Source organism: Flavobacterium potami, from assembly GCF_020026915.1.
Lineage (GTDB): Bacteria > Bacteroidota > Bacteroidia > Flavobacteriales > Flavobacteriaceae > Flavobacterium > Flavobacterium potami.
Window position 1 is genome coordinate 795,071 of record NZ_JAINUY010000001.1, and the last position, 19,446, is coordinate 814,516.

At 33.3% G+C, this 19,446-nt stretch carries 16 protein-coding genes; 11 read left to right on the forward strand and 5 right to left on the reverse strand.

Translation table 11 applies throughout. The annotated features are described in order from the left end of the window. The first annotated feature begins 101 nt into the window (after positions 1–101). Together K6T82_RS03445 and K6T82_RS03450 are read left to right on the forward strand one after the other, a co-directional pair. Positions 102–959 carry a beta-propeller domain-containing protein gene (locus tag K6T82_RS03445; protein ID WP_223704601.1) on the forward strand — a complete coding sequence of 286 codons (858 nt, stop codon included), beginning with the start codon at positions 102–104 and terminating at the stop codon, positions 957–959. Positions 960–988: 29 nt separating this feature from the next. Continuing rightward, the gene (locus K6T82_RS03450) at positions 989–2,089 is read left to right on the forward strand and encodes a catalase family protein (protein WP_223704602.1); all 1,101 of its coding nucleotides are present in this window, start codon (positions 989–991) and stop codon (positions 2,087–2,089) included. A 96-nt stretch (positions 2,090–2,185) separates the two neighbouring features. On the opposite strand, the gene K6T82_RS03455 is transcribed toward K6T82_RS03450, so the two are convergent. The 3 genes from K6T82_RS03455 to K6T82_RS03465 all read right to left on the reverse strand — a co-directional run bounded on the left by K6T82_RS03455 (position 2,186) and on the right by K6T82_RS03465 (position 3,710). After that, the gene (locus K6T82_RS03455; protein WP_012024726.1) at positions 2,186–2,410 is read right to left on the reverse strand and encodes a hypothetical protein; all 225 of its coding nucleotides are present in this window, start codon (positions 2,408–2,410) and stop codon (positions 2,186–2,188) included. A gap of 306 nt (positions 2,411–2,716) precedes the next feature. Continuing rightward, positions 2,717–2,872, reverse strand: coding sequence for a hypothetical protein (locus K6T82_RS03460; protein ID WP_223704603.1), 156 nt, complete (start codon positions 2,870–2,872; stop codon positions 2,717–2,719). A 268-nt stretch (positions 2,873–3,140) separates the two neighbouring features. After that, positions 3,141–3,710 (reverse strand): hypothetical protein, encoded by a 570-nt coding sequence (locus K6T82_RS03465; protein ID WP_219071273.1) that lies wholly within the window; start codon positions 3,708–3,710, stop codon positions 3,141–3,143. Between the two features lie 980 nt (positions 3,711–4,690). Here K6T82_RS03465 and K6T82_RS03475 point away from each other — a divergent pair. From K6T82_RS03475 to K6T82_RS03495, 5 genes are all read left to right on the forward strand, one after another. Beyond that, positions 4,691–5,293, forward strand: coding sequence for an HAD hydrolase-like protein (locus tag K6T82_RS03475; protein ID WP_223704604.1), 603 nt, complete (start codon positions 4,691–4,693; stop codon positions 5,291–5,293). Between the two features lie 10 nt (positions 5,294–5,303). Then, complete coding sequence (locus K6T82_RS03480; RefSeq protein ID WP_223704605.1) at positions 5,304–5,909, forward strand: hypothetical protein; 606 nt, start codon at positions 5,304–5,306, stop codon at positions 5,907–5,909. A 33-nt stretch (positions 5,910–5,942) separates the two neighbouring features. Next, complete coding sequence (locus K6T82_RS03485) at positions 5,943–6,944, forward strand: DNA-processing protein DprA (protein ID WP_223704606.1); 1,002 nt, start codon at positions 5,943–5,945, stop codon at positions 6,942–6,944. Between the two features lie 262 nt (positions 6,945–7,206). Then, a complete protein-coding gene (tcmP, locus tag K6T82_RS03490) occupies positions 7,207–8,340 on the forward strand; it encodes a three-Cys-motif partner protein TcmP (protein ID WP_223704607.1) in 1,134 nt (377 codons plus the stop codon). Then, positions 8,321–9,049, forward strand: coding sequence for a DUF5131 family protein (locus K6T82_RS03495; protein WP_223704608.1), 729 nt, complete (start codon positions 8,321–8,323; stop codon positions 9,047–9,049). Before tcmP (K6T82_RS03490) ends, K6T82_RS03495 begins: the two co-directional genes overlap by 20 nt. A gap of 14 nt (positions 9,050–9,063) precedes the next feature. On the opposite strand, the gene tcmP (K6T82_RS03500) is transcribed toward K6T82_RS03495, so the two are convergent. Beyond that, positions 9,064–10,194 carry a three-Cys-motif partner protein TcmP gene (gene tcmP / locus K6T82_RS03500; protein WP_223704609.1) on the reverse strand — a complete coding sequence of 377 codons (1,131 nt, stop codon included), beginning with the start codon at positions 10,192–10,194 and terminating at the stop codon, positions 9,064–9,066. A gap of 563 nt (positions 10,195–10,757) precedes the next feature. On the opposite strand from tcmP (K6T82_RS03500), the gene K6T82_RS03505 reads away from it, so the two are divergent. The 4 genes from K6T82_RS03505 to K6T82_RS03520 all read left to right on the forward strand — a co-directional run bounded on the left by K6T82_RS03505 (position 10,758) and on the right by K6T82_RS03520 (position 17,258). Further along, a complete protein-coding gene (locus K6T82_RS03505) occupies positions 10,758–11,648 on the forward strand; it encodes a HamA C-terminal domain-containing protein (RefSeq protein WP_223704610.1) in 891 nt (296 codons plus the stop codon). Further along, a complete protein-coding gene (locus K6T82_RS03510; RefSeq protein WP_223704611.1) occupies positions 11,645–14,164 on the forward strand; it encodes a DEAD/DEAH box helicase in 2,520 nt (839 codons plus the stop codon). The genes K6T82_RS03505 and K6T82_RS03510 overlap by 4 nt, the downstream gene beginning before the upstream one ends. Before the next feature lie 332 nt (positions 14,165–14,496). Then, positions 14,497–16,605 carry a DEAD/DEAH box helicase gene (locus K6T82_RS03515; protein ID WP_223704612.1) on the forward strand — a complete coding sequence of 703 codons (2,109 nt, stop codon included), beginning with the start codon at positions 14,497–14,499 and terminating at the stop codon, positions 16,603–16,605. Further along, positions 16,602–17,258 carry a DUF2290 domain-containing protein gene (locus tag K6T82_RS03520; RefSeq protein ID WP_223704613.1) on the forward strand — a complete coding sequence of 219 codons (657 nt, stop codon included), beginning with the start codon at positions 16,602–16,604 and terminating at the stop codon, positions 17,256–17,258. The genes K6T82_RS03515 and K6T82_RS03520 overlap by 4 nt, the downstream gene beginning before the upstream one ends. A gap of 194 nt (positions 17,259–17,452) precedes the next feature. On the opposite strand, the gene mobC is transcribed toward K6T82_RS03520, so the two are convergent. Further along, positions 17,453–19,441, reverse strand: a complete 1,989-nt coding sequence (gene mobC / locus K6T82_RS03525) for a conjugal transfer protein MobC (protein ID WP_223704614.1) — start codon at positions 19,439–19,441, stop codon at positions 17,453–17,455. Positions 19,442–19,446 lie beyond the last annotated feature (5 nt).

Below are 19,446 nucleotides of genomic sequence, written 5' to 3' on the forward strand. Positions count from 1 at the left end.
TGAAAAAATATATTATACTACTGTTAGCAGCCCAGTTAACGTGGGCTCAGCAGCCAACAAAACGCATTGAATTTGAAGCGCCTGAAAGTTATCCCGAGGGAGTGGCTTTCGATAAGGCTGCCAATGTGTTTTATGTATCCTCGGCAAGATTGGGTACCGTTGGAAAAGTTACCAAAGAGGGCAGGTATTCGGAATTTTATGCCGATAAAACCCTTAAATCAACCTACGGGCTGAAGGTGCATCCCGACGGAAAAAGGCTTTTTGTCTGTGCAGGCGATGCCAACTATAGCAAATTCAGCACGCCTGATACCAAAAAGAAAATGGCAAGGCTTCTTATCCTTGACCTTAAAACAGGTAAGAAATTAAATGATATTGATCTGGGCGGGTTTATTGCTGGAGAACATTTTCCTAATGACCTGGCTTTTGACAAAGAAGGGAATGCTTATATCACGGATAGTTATGCATACGCTGTGTATAAAGTGGATGCAAAAGGAACAGCGTCAGTATTCAGCACAAACGAACTGCTTAAAACAGCAGGAGTTGGACCCAATGGAATTGTTTATCATCCGGAAGGTTTTCTGCTGGTAGCAAACAATGGGAAAGGAGCACTTATAAAATTGCCGATTTCAAATCCCAATAGCGGGACAAAGGTAAAAATAGAGCAGTTCTTTCCAAGCGCAGACGGTATGCTTTTAAATGACAATTCCACTTTGACACTAGTGCAGAATGGAGGAGTAAACAAAATATTCAAGATTAAAAGCATCGATAATTGGACTACGGCAGAGGTTTCGGAATCCACTTCTGTAGAAGACCGTTTTGCCTTTCCTTCTACTGCGGCTGTTTCGGGCAGTGAAACCTGGATCATGAATGCGAATTTCAGCGAACTTACTGAAGGTAATAACGTACCATCAAAAAAGTTTTCCCTGCAGCAGGCCGTGTTTGCTCCTGTAAAAAAATAAAAGATTAAAAAAACAATAATATACCATACATGATAAAGTATATTCCTTACAGTGATTCGATCGAAGTTATACAGCCCGACGAACAGGAGATCAGCCAGAAAATTATAGATTCGATGGCAAGGGTTAACCGCCTGATGTACGAGAAATACCGACATGCCATACGCGATGCGCATGCCAAAAGCCATGCTGTATTGAAAGGCGAGCTTAAGGTATATGATAACCTGCCCGAACATCTGGCACAGGGGTTGTTTGCCAAGGCCAGAACCTATCCAGTAATTGTGCGCTTATCAACGGCGCAGGGCTCCATCGTACCCGATAAAATGTCAGCATTCAGGGGTATGGCCATAAAAGTAATCGGAGTGGAAGGAGAAAAGCTGCTGCCAGAACTCTCAGACGCCGTGACCCAGGACTTCCTTATGGTAAATTATCCTGTCATTCCAACCGGAACGATAAAGGAATACCTCAAGATGCAGGAGGGGCTGGAAAAGCAGGCCGACAGCGGGGAGCTCTTTCAGGAAATCGCGCAGAAGGCCGCTGTCGGGGTGCAGAATGTACTTGCCGCAGTAGGTCTTGCTGATGATACCAATCAATTGAGCGCACCGGGACCGCATATCCTTGGGGATACTTATTTCAGTATGGCAGCACTGCGTTTTGGGGATTATGTGGCCAAAATAAATGTTAAGCCGCTTTCGGATAATGTAAAGGAATTAGCGGGGAAGAAAATTGATAAGGATATTATCGACGCAGATGAGCACGCTTTTTTAACAAAAATTGTTGCTGATTTTTTCCAGTCTGCTACAGCGGAATATGAAATCGGCGCACAGCTCTGCACCGATTTGGAAATCATGCCCGTGGAAGACGGATCCGTGCAGTGGCCCGAGGACCAGAGTCCTTATCAGCCTGTTGGTAAAATTACTTTTCATCCGCAGCAAACTTTCAGTCCCGAGCGCCGTGTGTATGCAGACGACACGTTGAGTTTTAATCCGTTTCACAGTCTGGCTGATCACCGTCCGCTGGGCAATATTATGCGAGTGAGACAACTGGCCTATGAAACTTCAAGCCGCTACAGGCACCATATGAATGCTAAGGCAAGGATAGAACCAGTCAGCATTGACCAGCTGCCAGATTAATTGCCGCCCTGTAAAATAATAGATTAAAAAAGCCTGCGAGATGATTACATTACGCAGGCTTATATACTTTGGTCATCCTCGGAAAAAGTAATATCTTTAATCCTCATCATCTTCATCTGCCTCAGATTCATCTAAAGTTCTTCTGTCGGCATCGTCATGATCCAGTTCGGTAGGCTGGTGGTCGGCAGACCTTTCGTCTTTATAATGCTGGTTCACGCCAGGATCGGTATGTTCCATGGTTTCGGACTGGATGGATTCTTCCCCCATATGATACAGACTGTCGTCCTGACGGTAAGTATCGTAGTTTTCTTGTGGTATCATAATGTTAAAATTAGATAGTTAATAAATGCTACTTTATCTGCAGTCTTTTCTTTTCTTGTAATTTAAAGAGCAGTAAAGTTACGGTAGAAAGAGCCGGACTATATTACAGTCTGTATCTGTTTAATTACATTATTTTCAGATTATTATTGTTTTTACTGTCAGCCAATTAAATGCAAAGGTCATTCCTGTGCGCACTGTAGCACGCATCCTGATGGGGAAAGGACGTATTAAAAGGATGCAATACAAGAATGCAGACTCAGAAACTGTTATAAGGCGACTGAGAGCTGCCAAGCTTTCCTGCATTCATTAATTTTTTGAAACAGCAAGTGAGTCGTTTTTGATTATATAATTTTCTTTGCTGTTCGAGGCATCATTTTCATCTTCGCATAGTGCTTCACAGCTGATGTGCAGCGCCGCCATTAAAACCGATAGTATCACAACTTTGGAAAATAGTGCTTTCATAAACATTTGTTTTTTGGTTAGCTTAAAATGTACTTGACTCAATAAAAATAAAGTACGCTCAAAATCCTGTTCTTACATTTTTTTTGCCCTTTGTTATATAATTTTAAGCAGCTAGGATGTATGTGATAATTCAGCAATATAGGCTGATTGGCAATAGGCAGATTATTAAATGGATGGAGTACCCGGCTGTCTGATGCGGTTATAAAAGGAAATCACATAAAAAAAACCGTTATTGGTAACGGTTTTATATGGAAAAAAAATAAGAGTATTAAAATTTTCGCTGGGATGGTCTGTAATTGTGGACTGCACCATTATCTGTTTCATCTCGGACGCGTTCATCTTCTTTAAGCTCCTCGTTGCCAAGTTCCCCAATTTCAAATTCCTTGTTTACGGGATTATCGTGATCGGGTTCAATGGTTTCAAAGCCGCCGTTTTGAGTTTCATCACTCTGGGGCGCATCAATGTCAGTTTCAAAACCTTCAGAAGGATCATTATTTATAAGATCCTCTTCAATGTCCTTCTCGGTTATATCTTTGGATCCGCTGTCGGATTCATTATCAAGATTTTCTGAATCGTATGGATTACTGTCTTTATCACTGTCCTGCACGTCTGAATTGCGGACTTTTAATTTCTGCTGCTCCGCGTCTGAAGGTTTTTGTTGATCGGAACTGCTGCCGATCTCTTCCGTGCTCAGATCATCTGCATAATCGGGTTCGGCATTCTCTGTAAACGGGTGGGCGTCAGGGGAGGCAGTTTTCTGCTGTCCCTGCTTGCCTAATGCTGTATTTTGGAAATTTTTGTCATCCTGACGCTCATTTTCCTTTGTATCTGTTTTCATCACATTATATTTTTAAATTAATTTTTTGCTGTCGTCTGTCGCTAAGAGATTGTCCCGCAGGGAGGATCGTTGCGGCCGTGTAATTCTTTCTTACCAAAATTATAGCGGAGAGGTACAATTTTCTTTACAGAATAATGAATTCCAGTTATAAAATAGCTATCAGACAAGCAGGCAGATCCAATATCATACGGGTAAATGCTTCAAATACTGATATGCAGCATAGCTGCTGCATCAAGCTGCTTTGCTGCAAACAATAATTCTCTCGAAAAGAACATTTGTGACAGGGAAAATCATCCAGCCGAATGTTGCCGCAGCGCAGGGAATGATAGGCGTGGCAGTTGAGAAACATGATTTATTTTTTGCGTTTTAAAATTTCGTCTTTATTGTTAGGTTTGAAAGAGACGCATGCGCATCTCCTCACGGCGTCAAATCCGTAGTGGGTTTTCATCCTGTCCATTGCCTGATAGAGCGACAGCATTTCTTCAGTATCTTTGAACAGGACAATCTGATAGGTTTCCCTGACCAGTCCGCTGAGTACAACTGTGTAATTGATGTGGGTATACAGTTTCGAACCTAAGCTTTGTAGACCTTGATTTTACTATGTTTATAATTTCCTAAAATCGCAAGTGCCACGATTCTGCCACAAAAATTAAATTGTCAATTTTATAAATGTTTTTCAAAGTGAATTTTAGAGGAAAAATTTATGACTGCGAAAGCGATGTTTTGTGAACGATGTAATGATTTCAAAATTGTCAATACAGGTTAGTGTCCTTTCTTAAATGGGGGTATAGGACAAAATAAAAGAAAGACCAAAGTATATTATGTCTCTTTTTTTGCTTATAAATCAGGTATTTATACGGTATTCAATTAATTATAAAAAAACTATTTTGCTAACGAAATTATTGTATTAAAACAGTTAGCATTGATAAAACTTTTAAAGTTTGAAAAGATCTAAAAAATCTGTATGAAATTACTTGAATATGGAATTGAATAATTGGACTACTAATAATTTAATAGAAACCATCAATAAGATTACTGCTGAAAGTACTTTGTTTTTTGATATGGATGGAACTTTGATCAATACTAATTATTCTAACTTTCTTTCTTATAAGAGTGCAATATTATCTGTTACCGAAACAGAGTTCAACTTAACTTATAATCCTAATATACGTTTTAATAGAAGTACGCTTGAGCAAACTTGTAATTTAAGTGAAGAAGATTATTATAAAATAATCAAAGAAAAAGAAGAATGCTATATAAATTTTTTGCATGAAACTCTACTAAATCAAGAAGTTGTAGATATTCTTTATAAATACATGAAAACAAATAAAACTGTTTTAGTTTCAAATTGTCGTGAAGAGAGAGCAATTATGACATTGAATTACCACGGCTTACATGACAAGTTCAGCAATTTATTTTTCAGGCAATTAGAGCAGAATAATAAAAAAATAAACAAATATGAATATGCAATAAAAGTTTTAAACATATCACCGAATTCTGTACTAATATTCGAAAATGAAATAAGTGAAATTGAAGATGCAATTCAGGCAGGTATAAATCCATACAATGTAATCAAACTTTAAAATTAAATAGATGAAAGGCTTAGAATTAGAAGTAAACGATTATTTACAGCATGAAATACCAGCATACTATCATGGTTATCATAAAGGATGGAATAATACAGAAGTTGGATATATTAATACTCTTAAAAATGACCAAGGGACTTTTAATAATAATCAAAAAGATTTTGGGTACACCTTATCTGGTGCTCAAGATGCATTATATAAGGCTTTGGAAAAAGATCTGCCTAATATTGCAAAATCCTGTACTAATAAATTAACAATTTGTGTCGTACCAAGGTCAAAATGTAATGCAAGTTATAAATCGTCGCAATTATTATTTATTGATACAATTAAGAAATATGTATTAAATAATAAGACTTTATTTAATGATGGGACAGATTATATTTTAAGAATTAAAGATACTCCAACAACTCATACAACACAAGATTATAATTCCGTAAAAGTTGGAATTACAAAAAGTACTTGCAATATTTCAAATAAGATTGCGGGAACTGATGTTTTATTAATTGATGATATATATACAAAACATGTAAACATAGATGAGGATGCTATTCAAGCAATTTACGATAGTGGAGCTAATAAAGTAATTTTTTATGCTCTTGGTAATACTTTATAAAGCTAAATATTTATAAATTAGTAAAAAATAAAAATGAAGTACACATCAAATTCACTTAATATATTAACAGCCAAATCCTATAAGGGCATAGGAAATGCATGGATAGTAAAAAAAATAAGAGGAAATGAAAGTATAGAAGTCATTGTCTCTTTGCTAAATAATGCTATCAAGGGCGATCCAACAACTGTAGACGAGTTTACACGGTTAAAAAAAGATTTTGAAATAAAACTTCAAGAAAAACTTCAAGATTTTTGTGATGGTTTTGTAGCGTTAGGAGATCCTCATTTTCCACAATATCGAGGAAATGTAAAAGATAGTGAAAAACCTATTTTTCTTTATTATAAGGGTAATATTGATTTGCTAAGTATTGAAAACAAAAACATCTCTGTTATTGGATTATTGAATCCAGAAGGAACTATAGAAGAGAGAGAACGAAAAATTGTTGACGATTTTGTAAAAAAGGGTGCAACGATATTAAGCGGGTTGGCGATTGGTTGTGACAGTATTTCACATATACAATCTTTAGAATCTCATGGGAAAACAGTAGCTATTTTACCGAGTCCTCTAAATAATATATTACCTAAAAAAAATAAAGATTTGGCATTTAAGATCGTAGAAGAGGGAGGTTTACTCGTAACGGAATATGGAAATGATTTTAAAAGTCCGATGGAGTTAAGTAGTCGATATAAAGAACGTGATCGTTTGCAAGCCTTGTTTTGCGATACAATAGTTCTTGCGGCAAGTTATGCTCAAAATTCCGCAGAGCGTTGGAAAATGATTGGTCAGAAGCTCGATAGTGGAGCCCGCTTAGCAATGGGATTTGCAAGAGAGTATGGTATTTCTCGCGCAGTGATGTATGATAAAAGTCTGGATGAACAAAATCCGATGTTTGATTTAAATAGAGATCTTATCCAGGAAGAAAAAGATATTGTAATAATCAATCAGGAAAATCTTTCTCAAACCGTCTCCCAAATAATACAAAAGAAGACTATAAATAAAAATGTTACGGTCGTACAGAAAAATTTATTCGACTAAAAAAAGTTATTTTCATCGAACTTTTCGTAAAATAAATAATGTGTGAATGTCCTTGACTTCGCGCATTTTGTTTTTTTGTAGTAAATTCTAAATATTAAAATAACGCACTACATTTTAAAGCGAATGTAACTTGGGCACTGAAATCCTTTAAAGAAATAGAAGACAATCTTTTCAGGCAAAAAGAAGAGTCAATATTAACAGCGTAAGCAAAATACCACTAAATAAATCTCGACCAATATTCATTGAAATTAATTTTACTAATATGAAAGATTCACAAATAAATCCTTATGAACACTCAGATATTAAAGTTAAATTATTAAGACTTTATTTAGAGAAATATATTAATATACTTGCTTTAGCAAAAGGTGTACATACTGTTGAAGTATATGATTTATTTTGTGGAGAAGGTATTTATAATAATGGAAAAGAAGGGAGTCCGGTAATTATTTTAAGACTAATAAAAGAGATATATTACAAGTCTAGAAAAAATTCTGAGGTTATATTTAATTGTAATTTCAATGATTATAATCAGGAAAAGACAATTAAACTTTCGAATTATATCGCCCAAAAAAAATTGCATTATCCAGAGATGGGGTCATTAAAATTTTTTAATGAAGATTATCAGGTAATCAAAGATCGAATAATACAGCAAACAAATATAAAAGGCGTAAAACGATTTGTTTTTATAGATCCTTATGGCTATAAAAACATTAGTGTAGGTCATATAGAAAATTTATTATCCGATAGAAATACGGAGGTTTTATTATTTTTGCCTACACAATTTATGTATAGATTTGAAAAAAAATCTACGCCAGAAAGCTTATACAACTTTTTAATTGAAGTAATGCCTGAGGAAGAAAAGAGCATGAGTAGTTCAGGAGTTGATTTTATACATAAATTGAGAGATGGTTTTGGAGATAAGTTAAAAGGAAAACATTATGTAGATTCTTTTATCATCACAAGAAATGTAAATGAATTTTTTGCGCTTTTCTTCTTTACAAGTCATTTGTATGGATTTGAAAAATTTTTAGAAGCAAAGTGGAGTATTGATGAAGAAGAAGGACGTGGTTGGAGTCCAAAATTTGAAGAAGTCGATTTATTCTCAAATATTGGAGTTGAAGCGAGAACAGATAAATTTGAAGAAAAATTAATAACTTTTTTATCACAATTGCGTTCTAATATAGAATTGCATCATTTTACTATTGAAAATAGGCATCTTACGACTCATGCAGTGCAAATTTTGAAGAAAATACAGAACTCGAATAATTTGATTGTAAATAATGTGGATAATAGTAAACCAAGAAAAGGTGCTTTCTATATTGGTTGGAATGAGGTTAAGACAAATATGATTAAATGTTATTTTAAATACGAAAACAATGGCACAATCAAGTATTGAATGGACAGAAATGACATGGAACCCAACAACAGGGTGTACCAAAATATCTGCGGGCTGTAAGTTTTGTTATGCAGAGGTAATGTCAAAACGGCTAAAAGCAATGGGGGTCGAGAAATACAAAGACAATTTTAAAGTTAGAGTCCATGAACCATCATTAAAAATACCTTATACATGGAAATCTTCAAAAGTTGTATTTGTTAACTCAATGAGTGATCTGTTTCATGAAGATATACCTTTAGAATATATTCAAAAAGTTTTTAAAGTTATGAACGATAATCCACAGCATGTATTTCAAGTTCTAACAAAGAGAGCACAGCGTCTGTCTGAAGTTCATAAAAAATTGAATTGGACACATAATATTTGGATGGGGGTTTCAGTTGAAGACGAAAGGGTTGTAGATCGTATAGATTTCTTAAGGAATACTAAAGCGCATACTAAATTTTTGTCTTTAGAACCCTTGATAGGACCTTTGTCAAATTTAAATTTAAAAAAGATAAATTGGGTAATTGTAGGTGGAGAAAGTGGTCCAAAAGCAAGACCAATGGATGAAGATTGGGTACTTGATATCTATGATCAATGTAAAAAAGCAAAAGTTTCTTTCTTTTTTAAGCAATGGGGAGGTAAAAATAAAAAGGCATCCGGAAGAATTCTTAATGGTAGAACTTATGATGAAATGCCTAGAATTTTAGAGGTCGAAAGTAAAGAATAAATTTGATTAAGATATTATTTAATGCAAAATTCATACAAATCATTTGATGTGAATTTGTGAATACTGGTAACTTTTTTGTTAAATGTACCTTTTGTTATTTTAATTTTACCTTTATCAATAAGGCTAAGTATTGTTTCTAAATAAATTTTTGTTTGGATTCCATATTTTAATGCGAATTTTAGGCCTTCGATATTTGAAACGATTTCTTTATTACATATTTTATTGTAAATGTCTTCTTTAAATCTTTCAATTTTATTACTAAACTCTTCTGTGTAAAAAAGAGTTCCTTCAGCAAAATCATTATTGATATCAAAATTTGCTTCCCCAGCCATTTTATCTTGATTCCAACATACTTTTAAAAATTTTTCCATACCAAGAGAGTGACTTGTTCCAAAGATCAAGCCGTAATAATTTGTTCCTTTTTTTATAGAGAACTGATGAAGGTAATAATCTTTGTTTTTTGGAATTAGGTTTTTAAAATATTGAGAAATTAATTTATGACAATGTTTAGGTTCCGATTTTTTAAACTCAATTTTTTCTGTTTCAATATATTTTCTAATTGAGGCATGTTTTTGGAACCTATTAATAAATGAAGAAGAAATAAAAAAAATGAAATCGGTTTTGGGAAAATTTATTAGTCTATTGAAAATATCAGAATCTACCTCTTTAAAGCCGTATTGATCTAATAGGACAAACTTACCATACTTTTTGTTATTCATTATTTCAAGAACATTGGGCCTATTGAAAGCTTCTTTGAAATTATAATTGCCAACATGATGTTCATAAACGCATTTTTGTCTACCACAATTTTGCAGACATTTATGAAGGAAGTCAGTAACGTTATTTTCTAATTCTTTGCTTTTCGTTTTCAATTTTTCATTAAAAGCAAATACAATTTTTTTGCCATCTGATTTACTACAATGCATTAAATCAGTTCCTTTGGCTTCTTCCAATAGAATTAACGGACTGCCATAATTCAAATCAGAATCCATCCCGCTACCTGCAAAAAAGTCATAGATATATCTTTTTTCAACATATTTGTTATGTATAAATATCGGTAGCCATTCTTTAAAAGATTCTCTGAATATATCAAGCTTTATTTTTGTTGCTTGGTCAAAAGTAGACTTATTAATATCCCTTGCCATTTATTTTATTTCAAACAATTTTTATAGTAATTATTATTAGTGAATCTACTTCTTAGGTAACTCTCGATTTTAGTATTTTGAATAATTATTTCTCTTAAACAAATTAATTTTCTGATAGTGAAATTTACATCGATTCAATTTTTTTTGTTTTTGTTATCCAGTTAGTTATCAAAAATATAAATTAATTTATATAAATGTGTTCTTGTTAAAAAAATATTGTTTAAGTTGATCTGCTTACTATGATAATTAAATAAAATTAACATTGCTAATCTTTTTTCGAATTAAGTTTTGATAAAGGTTGATGAAAAAAACAGGTAATTATACCCGTTTGATTTAAGTTTAAAAAAATTATTTTTCAATTTAGAAATTCAATATGGAAAACCGTAAATAAAGTAATATTGTAATGGGTACATTTACTTAAAATAATCACATTTTGTTCAACAGCACAGTATTCATATTAAGCATTAACTATTTGCAGAGTTTATAAAAAGTCTTAATAAGAAAATAATAAACATTTATATAGAACTTGATTTTGTCAAATTATAAAATACTCCTTAAATTATATGGATAAATATCTCACTGATACAAAGAAACTTGTAAATCATATTTTTTGGTTCTACGAAGATTTGGAAATCCTCCCTCAAGGCGATCATTATGGTTTATCTATAAATTTTTCAGATATAAAAGAAAGAAAGGACGATTTTTTGTCAGAACTTGTTAATACTGTTGTAAGCTGGGTTTATAATGGAAAAAAAGCAAAAGATCTTTTTGATAAGCGGTATGATGAAACTAATGATTTTGGAAATGCTTTAAGTTTTGTTACTAATCAGGCATATAAGAAATTTAGGAAGGGATATCCACAAGGGCAGTTTGGTGAGCTGTTACTCTTTAATTTGATTCAGCATTATTACAAAGCTGTTCCAGTATTAAGAAAACAAAGAATCACAACCTCGGTGGGGCATGAAAGGTTTGGAGCTGATGCAATACATTATAAACAAGATAAGGACCAAAATATTTTCATACTGGGTGAATCAAAATGCTATGAAAGTAAATATTCATTTAATGCTGCGTTTGAAAAATCACTTTCAAGCATTGTAAATTCAATTAATGTTCTGGATAAAGAACTTGATTTGTATTTATATGAAGATTTTTTGGAACCTGAGTTAGAAAACTTAGTAAAATTATATAAAGATGGTGAACTTGCAAATGTACATTTTGAATTGGTATGTATGGTTGTTTACAATGAAACAAATAAAATTACTGGTTACGATGAAAATTCTATTAAAGCAAATATAAAAGAAATTATTAAGACACGCTGTAAGGACTTTGATAAAGAGAAATTTAAAGGAGTAAATAAATCCGTTCTAAGCCGAATAAATTATATAGTTTTTCCGATATGGGAGCTAGATAAATTATTAGATGATTTTCAATCCAAAGTAGGATCAACATTATGATACTAGATAAACATAAAGCTATAGTTAAATATCTTTTAAATATAGAGCTTCAAGCGACTGCTGTTAAATTGCAATTAATTCACAAGTCTGAAACTATTATAAGTGATGAGAAATTGTATCAGGCTGTAGGCGTTATCGATCACTATTCCAGAAATAGAGATGAAGTGTCCAAACAACTGGTTATTGTTCTCTCGTCGATATTATACTCGTACAAACAACAGCACTGGACAGGACTCAGTGAGTTTCTGGTTGTTGTATTATCAAGAATTGGTTATGCGCCGTCAGCAATAATGATTGATGAAAATTTTGATAAAGAGTCTAATACATTTGGCCCACTGAATAGTTTAATCAGTCAGATTAGCACAACATTGAATCATTTGAAAAATGAAATTAGTGTAAATGGAAGAGTTTTTTTGCTAACTGATTTTCAAAAAAATGTTTGGAATAAAAGTGCCGAATCTAAGTTTTTAGGTATTTCTGCTCCGACGTCTGCTGGAAAATCTTTTGTAATTCTTTTAAAATGTATTAAAAATATTCTCGAAAGAGGAGGCAATATCGTGTATGTTGTTCCAACATTAAGTTTGATTAATCAGGTTGTCAATGATTTCCATGAAAAACTTAAGGAGTTTGATATTGATAATTATGAAATACATACAAGTTATATCAAGGGTAAAAGCAACAATATTATTTATGTCCTGACACCAGAAAGAGCGATATCGGCATATAATGACAAAAGTAAGCCTTTTGGTGATGTGGATTCATTTATAGTTGATGAAATACAGAATATTGAACGTATTGAAAATAAAGAAGATGAGCGAGCAAAAATTCTATTTGACAGTTTAATTGAACTTAGTTTCAGTTACGAACCAAATCTTATTATTTTCAGCGGCCCAAGAGTATCAGGTCTTAAAAATATGGGATTTGAAATTTTTCAAGAGGAGAATTCAAATGAGATTAGTACCGTATCATCACCTGTGACCAACTTCACTTATAGTATTGGAAAAAAAGGAAAAAAGTATTTTTTAAAACAATATTCACAAATTGATCCGGAATACTCAGTGATAGAAGTTACCAATAGTGAACATTTGAAAATAGGAGGGAAACAATATGATGATAAATATCTTAAATATCTAAGTACCTTTATAAATTTGCTAGGAGCTGATACCAAAAATATTATTTTTTCACCAACTTCATCTACTGCACGGAAAATAGCAGTTTATTTGACAGATCACGGGTTGCCAGTTAAGAAAAGCAATTCTGATAGTTTGATTGCATATATTGCTGAAACTGTACATCCAAATTATGATCTATGTAAGACTTTAGAACTCAATATCGCATATCATCACGGCAAGGTTCCTTCACATATAAGAAATGTATTGGAGTATGCTATTAAGGAAAAGATAATTGAAAATACAGTATGTACAACAACATTAATGCAGGGAGTTAACCTGCCTGCGCAGAATGTTATTATGAGAAATGGATATCTCTCAACTAAGACTATAAATGGTTCAATGCCGGAATTGACAAATTATGAAATTTCAAATCTTAGAGGTCGTGCTGGCAGGCTCTTAAAAGATTTAATTGGAAGGACATTTGTACTGGATGAGAATGCTTTTGATTCTAATTCAGATAAACAGGCTGATTTGTTTAAAGATGAAAATAAAAACCTTAAAACAGGATATGGTAATATTTTTACAAATAATGAGACAGCAATTTCTAAGGCAGTTTTTGAAAATAAAAACATCGAGGAAATAACTGAGCTTGGAAAGGAAGAAATATTTTTAGTAACTTACATAAGGTATAATGTGTTAAAGCATGGCTTGGATTGCATGGAACGGCTAAGTTCAGTTGGTATAAATTATGATCTGGAGGATATAGAAACTATAAAAAATGAGTTGGAAAAAGAATTGAGAGTCCCTGTAGCAATTTGTTTAAAGAATAGATATGTAGATCCTCTACTAATAAATGATATATATTTAAATATTAAAGATTTTACAATTCCGACAGACATAAACTCTAGTAATTTGTCTAATGCTCTGTATAAGTTAGTGAGTAGAATTAGACTGAATTATCCCAAATACTACAGTAGATTCTTTAATAGAGAATTGCCTGAAACTTATTTCTATACTGTTGTAAGCTGGATGAAAGAGAAGACGCTTCGGGAAATTTTGAATGGCGATTATTTTAATAATTCAGATAATATTGATAAAAAAATTGATGATATACAAAAGGGTATTTGTTTTGATCTGACATCGCTTTTAAGGCCTTTTTACTCTATTAAAAGTCCGGAATCCAGTATAGTAAGCTGCATGGAAATGGGAGGGTATAAATCTTTAACTCTTCAGCTGATAGCTTTGAATATTCCAAGAGAAGTGGCACTCATTTTATGCAAAACAGTTTTTGCAAAAGTTGAGATAAATAAAGTTCTTGAAGATTGGCAAGTTAAAGAAGTACTTAGACAGAATATGGAAGAAATAAGATTTTGGGATCGAATTCAACTGCAACATTTAGATTAGACAATCGCGTCAAAAAAAATATTTTATTGAAGAAATCATAGATAGCCTTTTGCTTGTGAGCAAAAAATACTGTTTATAGTACATAAAAGTGAGCCAAGAAGAGGTTTTTAATGTTATAATAGGAAGAATATTTGAAGATCTTATTATCTTTTAAAATTGAAAGTCACTTAGGGATACCATGAATTTTAGTAAGTTTCTTTATCGTAATGCGTTAGAAGATGTTATGTGATTTCAGGATTAATAAATGTCTAAAATTATTTGTATTTCGTTTCAATACTATACTTTTGTGTTAATAAATGTTTTTGCAGAATAATCAATTTTTTTGAGTACTGATGAGTGAATTTAATATAGTTAGAGGAGATTTAAAGAATAAACCAGAATCATCGAAACAACTTGCTTCATTTTTTGAAGCAAAAAAAGATAGACTAACAGGCACTTTGTATGTCGGTTATCCAATTATTGGAACTTCGGATGGAGGTTTTCAAGTTGACGCACTTTTAATTACTAAGGAACTGGGTTTGATTGTATTTAATTTAGTAGAAGGAGTTGATGCCGGAGGTTATCAAGATATTCAAGACGAAAATTATACGAAAGTAAAATCAAAATTGTTCCAACATAAAAATTTAACTATTAAAAGAGAGCTTGCGTTTGACATTAATACAGTCACATATGCCCCAGCTCTTCAAAATAGCCAGAAAAATGACGATTATGTATGTTTAAATGATAGTGATTTAGACAGTCACCTTTCAGAAATCGGGGAGCCCATTGATTCCTTTTTCGAACCCTTACTTTCTGTGATACAGTCTATAACTTCTATACGCAAAAATAGATCTAGAGAATATGTTGTTAAAGAGAATTCAAAAGGAGCTATATTAAAAAAATTAGAAGACTCAATTGCTAATTTAGATAGACAGCAAAGTGCAGCCGTTATTGAAACTGTCGATGGGGTTCAACGAATAAGAGGATTAGCAGGTTCTGGGAAAACTATTATTCTTGCTTTAAAAGTTGCGTACTTACATGCTAAGAATCCAGAATGGAAAATTGCGGTAACTTTCAACACAAGATCATTAAAAGACCAATTTTACAAGTATATAAGAATGTTCAGCTATGAACATATTAATGAAGAACCTAATTGGAAAAATATAGAAATTATTCATGCCTGGGGAACATCTTCATCAGAGGGGATTTATTACAATATTTGTAAAGAACATAACATTGAGTATATTGATTTTAATGGAGCCAAAGGATTAACAGCCATTTATGGGAAAGAGTTTGATAAGGTATGTGAAAAGGCTATTCATGATATAAAAGAGTTTAAGGAAAAGTATGATCTTATTGTTGTTGACGAAGCTCAGGATTTCTCAAAAGAGTTTTTAAGGATGTGTTATCACATTTTGAAAAGCCCAAAGAGATTAGTATATGCTTACGATGAACTGCAGAGCTTGAATATAAAAACGATGGATTCACCTGAAGAATTATTCGGCAATGATAGTAAGGGGAATCCTTATGTACAGCTAGTCAACAACGAAAACCAGCCTAAGCAAGACATTATCCTTTATAAATGTTATAGAAACTCTTTAGAAATTTTAACAAGTGCACATGCATTAGGGTTTGGAATTTATAAAGACAGTATGGTCCAGATGTTTGACAATTCAAATCTGTGGAATGATGTTGGATATAAAGTGATAAAAGGAGAATTAGAAGAAGGAAAAAATGTTGTCTTAAAAAGAACATCTGATACGAGCCCTGATTTTTTATCTAATCATTCCCATAAAGATGAGCTTTTAGCATTTAAAACTTTTGATGATAATAATGAGCAAGTAGCTTTCATAGTGAGCCAAATTGAAAAAAATTTGGAGGAGGATGAATTAACACTTGATGATATTATGGTCATTAATCCGGATCCTCTTAGTACTAAAAAAGTTGTAGGAGCGTTTAGGCAACAGCTGTACGATAAAGGTATAGATTCTAGTGTAGCAGGAGTTACTGCATCGCCAGACATATTTTATGACCATGATACAATAACTTTTACAGGAATTTACAGAGCGAAAGGTAATGAAGCTGCGATGGTGTATGTAATTAATGCCCAGTATTGTTATGACGGTGTAGAATTAGCAAAAAAAAGAAATATTTTATTTACCGCCATGACTAGAAGTAAGGCGTGGGTTAGAGTTTGTGGTTATGGTGAAAACATGAAAAAGCTAGAGGAGGAATTTGAAAAGGTTAAAGAAAATGATTTTACTTTGAGTTTTAAATATCCTACATCCGAAGAACGCAAACACATGAACGTTGTAAACAGGGATATGTCTGAACAAGAAAAAACTAGTATTAAGAAGAACCAAAAGAATCTGGTAGAATTAATAAAAGATCTTCAAGAAGGAAAAATTCAAAAAGAAGATTTACCAAGAGATTTAATACTTCAGATACAAAAACTTATATGACAATCGAGTTGGTTTTGCATCAAATAAATGATGTGACTTCTAAATTAATTGGCGCTAGTCTTTGTGAAGAGCAAAATTTTCCTTCAGAAAAAGATGGGGCAATATATATATCAGGGAGTCATGATCAGTCCATAGCTTTGAAGAACTTGCCTTACAGCGATATTTACGCGACGTTGGAGAAGGAAAAGAATTATAACATCAAAATGATTGATGGAGCACTTATTCAATTGATGTATAATTTTGATAGATCAGATGGGACCTTAAAAAAGTATAGATTAGCTTTTTTCCCTTCGCCCAGTTTAGAAGAATTTCAGAATAACAGCGAAGTTTATGAATTAGATGAAATTTATGCAGATGTGGTTAGTAAAAATATTGTAACTAGTCCTATAAGGTTTGATTATGATCCTAAAAATCACATTTTAACTGAACATCCAAAATCACACATGACTATTGGCCAGTACAAAAATTGCAGAATCCCCATGGCTTTACCACTAACACCAAATATGTTTATTGATTTTATTCTTAGAAACTTTTATAATACTGCCCATAAAAAATTTAGCGATAAGCTGGCTTTTAGTCTAAAAGAGTCATTTGAAGAGTGCATACATGATGAAGAAAAGAAGATACTACATTTCGGCATTGTCTGCAGATAGTTTAAAGTAATATCTTTTTTCTTAGCTCTTCAGATTAATGTAGGTTTATTGAAATAATAGAAAATAGACTTGAAAATCTTTTACCTTATTGACCATTGAGTCATTTTCAAAATCGGGCTTTAAATCTTTGCAATTCTTGAAATAAAATTAAAAAAAAGGATTACGTGGTTAGGGAAAATAGGGGTATGCAATGATTATTTTTTCTTTTTGATAACTAAATGTGACAAGGCAGGATCATGGATAAGACGTTCCATTTCTGAATTAACTATTTCAGATATATCCTTTTTTATCTGGAGATAATTTCGTTCAATCATGGAATTGTTAATAATACGCACTGGACTGATTCCCTGATATGAGTTTGATTCTTTTTTAAGGTGCTCGTGATCATTGATTATTTCGGAATGAAACGTTTTCAGCTCAATTTTACAATCGGGATTATCGGCTGTAATGCCGACAAATTCACCAGAGCTCAAACAGGAAATCTTCGAGCCAGGCACGGCAGCTTCCAATTGTTTTGATCTGCTTATTGACGTATCCGAGCTGTTTATGGAAATGCTCTCACGGTCCTGCATTATTTTTCCAAAACGTTCGGAGAGATGTTTTGCAGTATCGCCGTTTACCTGTCCGCTTATAATATTTCCTGTGATGTTGAGTATGACATCCGCCTGCTCGCGGCCGTAATCTTTACGGAGCTGGCTGAAGTCTTGAATTCCGAGACAAGTACTTACTTTATTGCTTCTGGCCGTGGCTATCAGGCTGTCCATATTATTGAGATAGATAGTCGGGAATTCATCAAATATGAGACTGCTTTTGATTCTCTCTTTCTGGTTCACCTGCTTGATGAGCCTGCTTACATAAAGCGAGAGAACGGCGCCATAGGTCTGGATTTTCAGCGGGTTGTTTCCCATGCAAACTATCTTTGGGTCTTCAGGATTATTAATGTCGAGTGTGAAGTCATTTCCAGAGAGCACGTAATAAAGCTGCGCACTAGATAGCCTTGCCATTGATATCTTAGCAGATGCTATCTGTCCCTCCAGCTGCTCCATGACATTCTGAAGGTAGGCACTGACAAATGGATCTATCAGAATCTCTATTTCTTTTTCAGTTCTCAGCAACGTAAAAAGGCTGTTATATTCAACTTGCATGAGTTCAATTACATGAGGCAGGGTGCAGAATTCACCGTTATTGAATTTACGCAGGTACCATATAACGGCAGAGAGAAAATTGATAGGAGATTCGACGAAAAAGTCTCCCTGCTTTTTTATCCATTCCCTGTTTAATCCCAGAAGAATGGTGCGTGCTGATTCAGTCGCATCTGTTATGTCTTCCATTGATTTTGGATCAAGGGGATTGCATCTGTGCGTACGGCTCAGGTCGTCAAAATTAATGACATAGAATTTGGGTTCAACCTTGTATAAATGCTTATTCTTAAGCCAGGTGTTATAGGCTATTATGCTGAGGTCATCAAACTTAAAATCATATACAAACATTGAGAAGCCTTTGCGTATGTGCTGGGTTATGATATGGCGGATCACAAAATAGGATTTTCCAGAGCCCGGAGTACCTGCAACCAAGATTCCGCGGAATGGGTTTATGATATTGATCCAGCTTTTTCGGACTTTGTTTTTTAATCTGTAAATTGCCGGCAGGTTAATGGAATATTCATTTTCAAGGAGTCTTTCTTCCTGTGGGAACGTTTCATTTTCAATGTTGAAAATATCTTTAGCGCTGAGATTTCTTCTTATGATTCTTGACAAGAGTGTTCCGCCAGAAAGCAAAAGCAGATATCCCAAGACAGTACAGCACATATAAAGTGCCATTTTTTTTTCAGGAGTGGCTGGAATAATTAGAAAAAAATAACCCAAAAAATAAGTAAAGATTCCCAAAGCAATATAAAAGAACGCAGTTTTGAAGTGCAGCTTTTCATTTTTTCTGCCCTTTGCACCAAGCAAGGAAATGCATAAAAATCCCAAAGAAAACAGTTTGGATAAATTGAAGTAATCAAAGAGTCCGGTACGGAAAATATTCCCCATCAACTGATCCCCAAAACTGCCTGCAAATCCCCAAGTTTTAAATACATTATATCCGTAATAATAGAAATGAAGACATAATAATATTATGCTGATAAGCCTTGTCATATCCAAAATTTTTCTAAGTGCCTGTTCATTTTCACCTGTCTGCATAGTCT

What these genes read in the sequence shown, in the direction of transcription:
- K6T82_RS03450 (WP_223704602.1), top strand. Translation starts at nt 989, where the DNA reads ATGATAAAGTATATTCCTTACAGTGATTCGATCGAAGTTATACAGCCC.
- K6T82_RS03455 (WP_012024726.1), bottom strand. Translation starts at nt 2,410, where the DNA reads ATGATACCACAAGAAAACTACGATACTTACCGTCAGGACGACAGTCTG.
- K6T82_RS03460 (WP_223704603.1), bottom strand. Translation starts at nt 2,872, where the DNA reads ATGAAAGCACTATTTTCCAAAGTTGTGATACTATCGGTTTTAATGGCG.
- K6T82_RS03465 (WP_219071273.1), bottom strand. Translation starts at nt 3,710, where the DNA reads ATGAAAACAGATACAAAGGAAAATGAGCGTCAGGATGACAAAAATTTC.
- K6T82_RS03475 (WP_223704604.1), top strand. Translation starts at nt 4,691, where the DNA reads ATGGAATTGAATAATTGGACTACTAATAATTTAATAGAAACCATCAAT.
- K6T82_RS03480 (WP_223704605.1), top strand. Translation starts at nt 5,304, where the DNA reads ATGAAAGGCTTAGAATTAGAAGTAAACGATTATTTACAGCATGAAATA.
- K6T82_RS03485 (WP_223704606.1), top strand. Translation starts at nt 5,943, where the DNA reads ATGAAGTACACATCAAATTCACTTAATATATTAACAGCCAAATCCTAT.
- tcmP (WP_223704607.1), top strand. Translation starts at nt 7,207, where the DNA reads ATGAAAGATTCACAAATAAATCCTTATGAACACTCAGATATTAAAGTT.
- K6T82_RS03495 (WP_223704608.1), top strand. Translation starts at nt 8,321, where the DNA reads ATGGCACAATCAAGTATTGAATGGACAGAAATGACATGGAACCCAACA.
- tcmP (WP_223704609.1), bottom strand. Translation starts at nt 10,194, where the DNA reads ATGGCAAGGGATATTAATAAGTCTACTTTTGACCAAGCAACAAAAATA.
- K6T82_RS03505 (WP_223704610.1), top strand. Translation starts at nt 10,758, where the DNA reads ATGGATAAATATCTCACTGATACAAAGAAACTTGTAAATCATATTTTT.
- K6T82_RS03510 (WP_223704611.1), top strand. Translation starts at nt 11,645, where the DNA reads ATGATACTAGATAAACATAAAGCTATAGTTAAATATCTTTTAAATATA.
- K6T82_RS03515 (WP_223704612.1), top strand. Translation starts at nt 14,497, where the DNA reads ATGAGTGAATTTAATATAGTTAGAGGAGATTTAAAGAATAAACCAGAA.
- K6T82_RS03520 (WP_223704613.1), top strand. Translation starts at nt 16,602, where the DNA reads ATGACAATCGAGTTGGTTTTGCATCAAATAAATGATGTGACTTCTAAA.
- mobC (WP_223704614.1), bottom strand. Translation starts at nt 19,441, where the DNA reads ATGCAGACAGGTGAAAATGAACAGGCACTTAGAAAAATTTTGGATATG.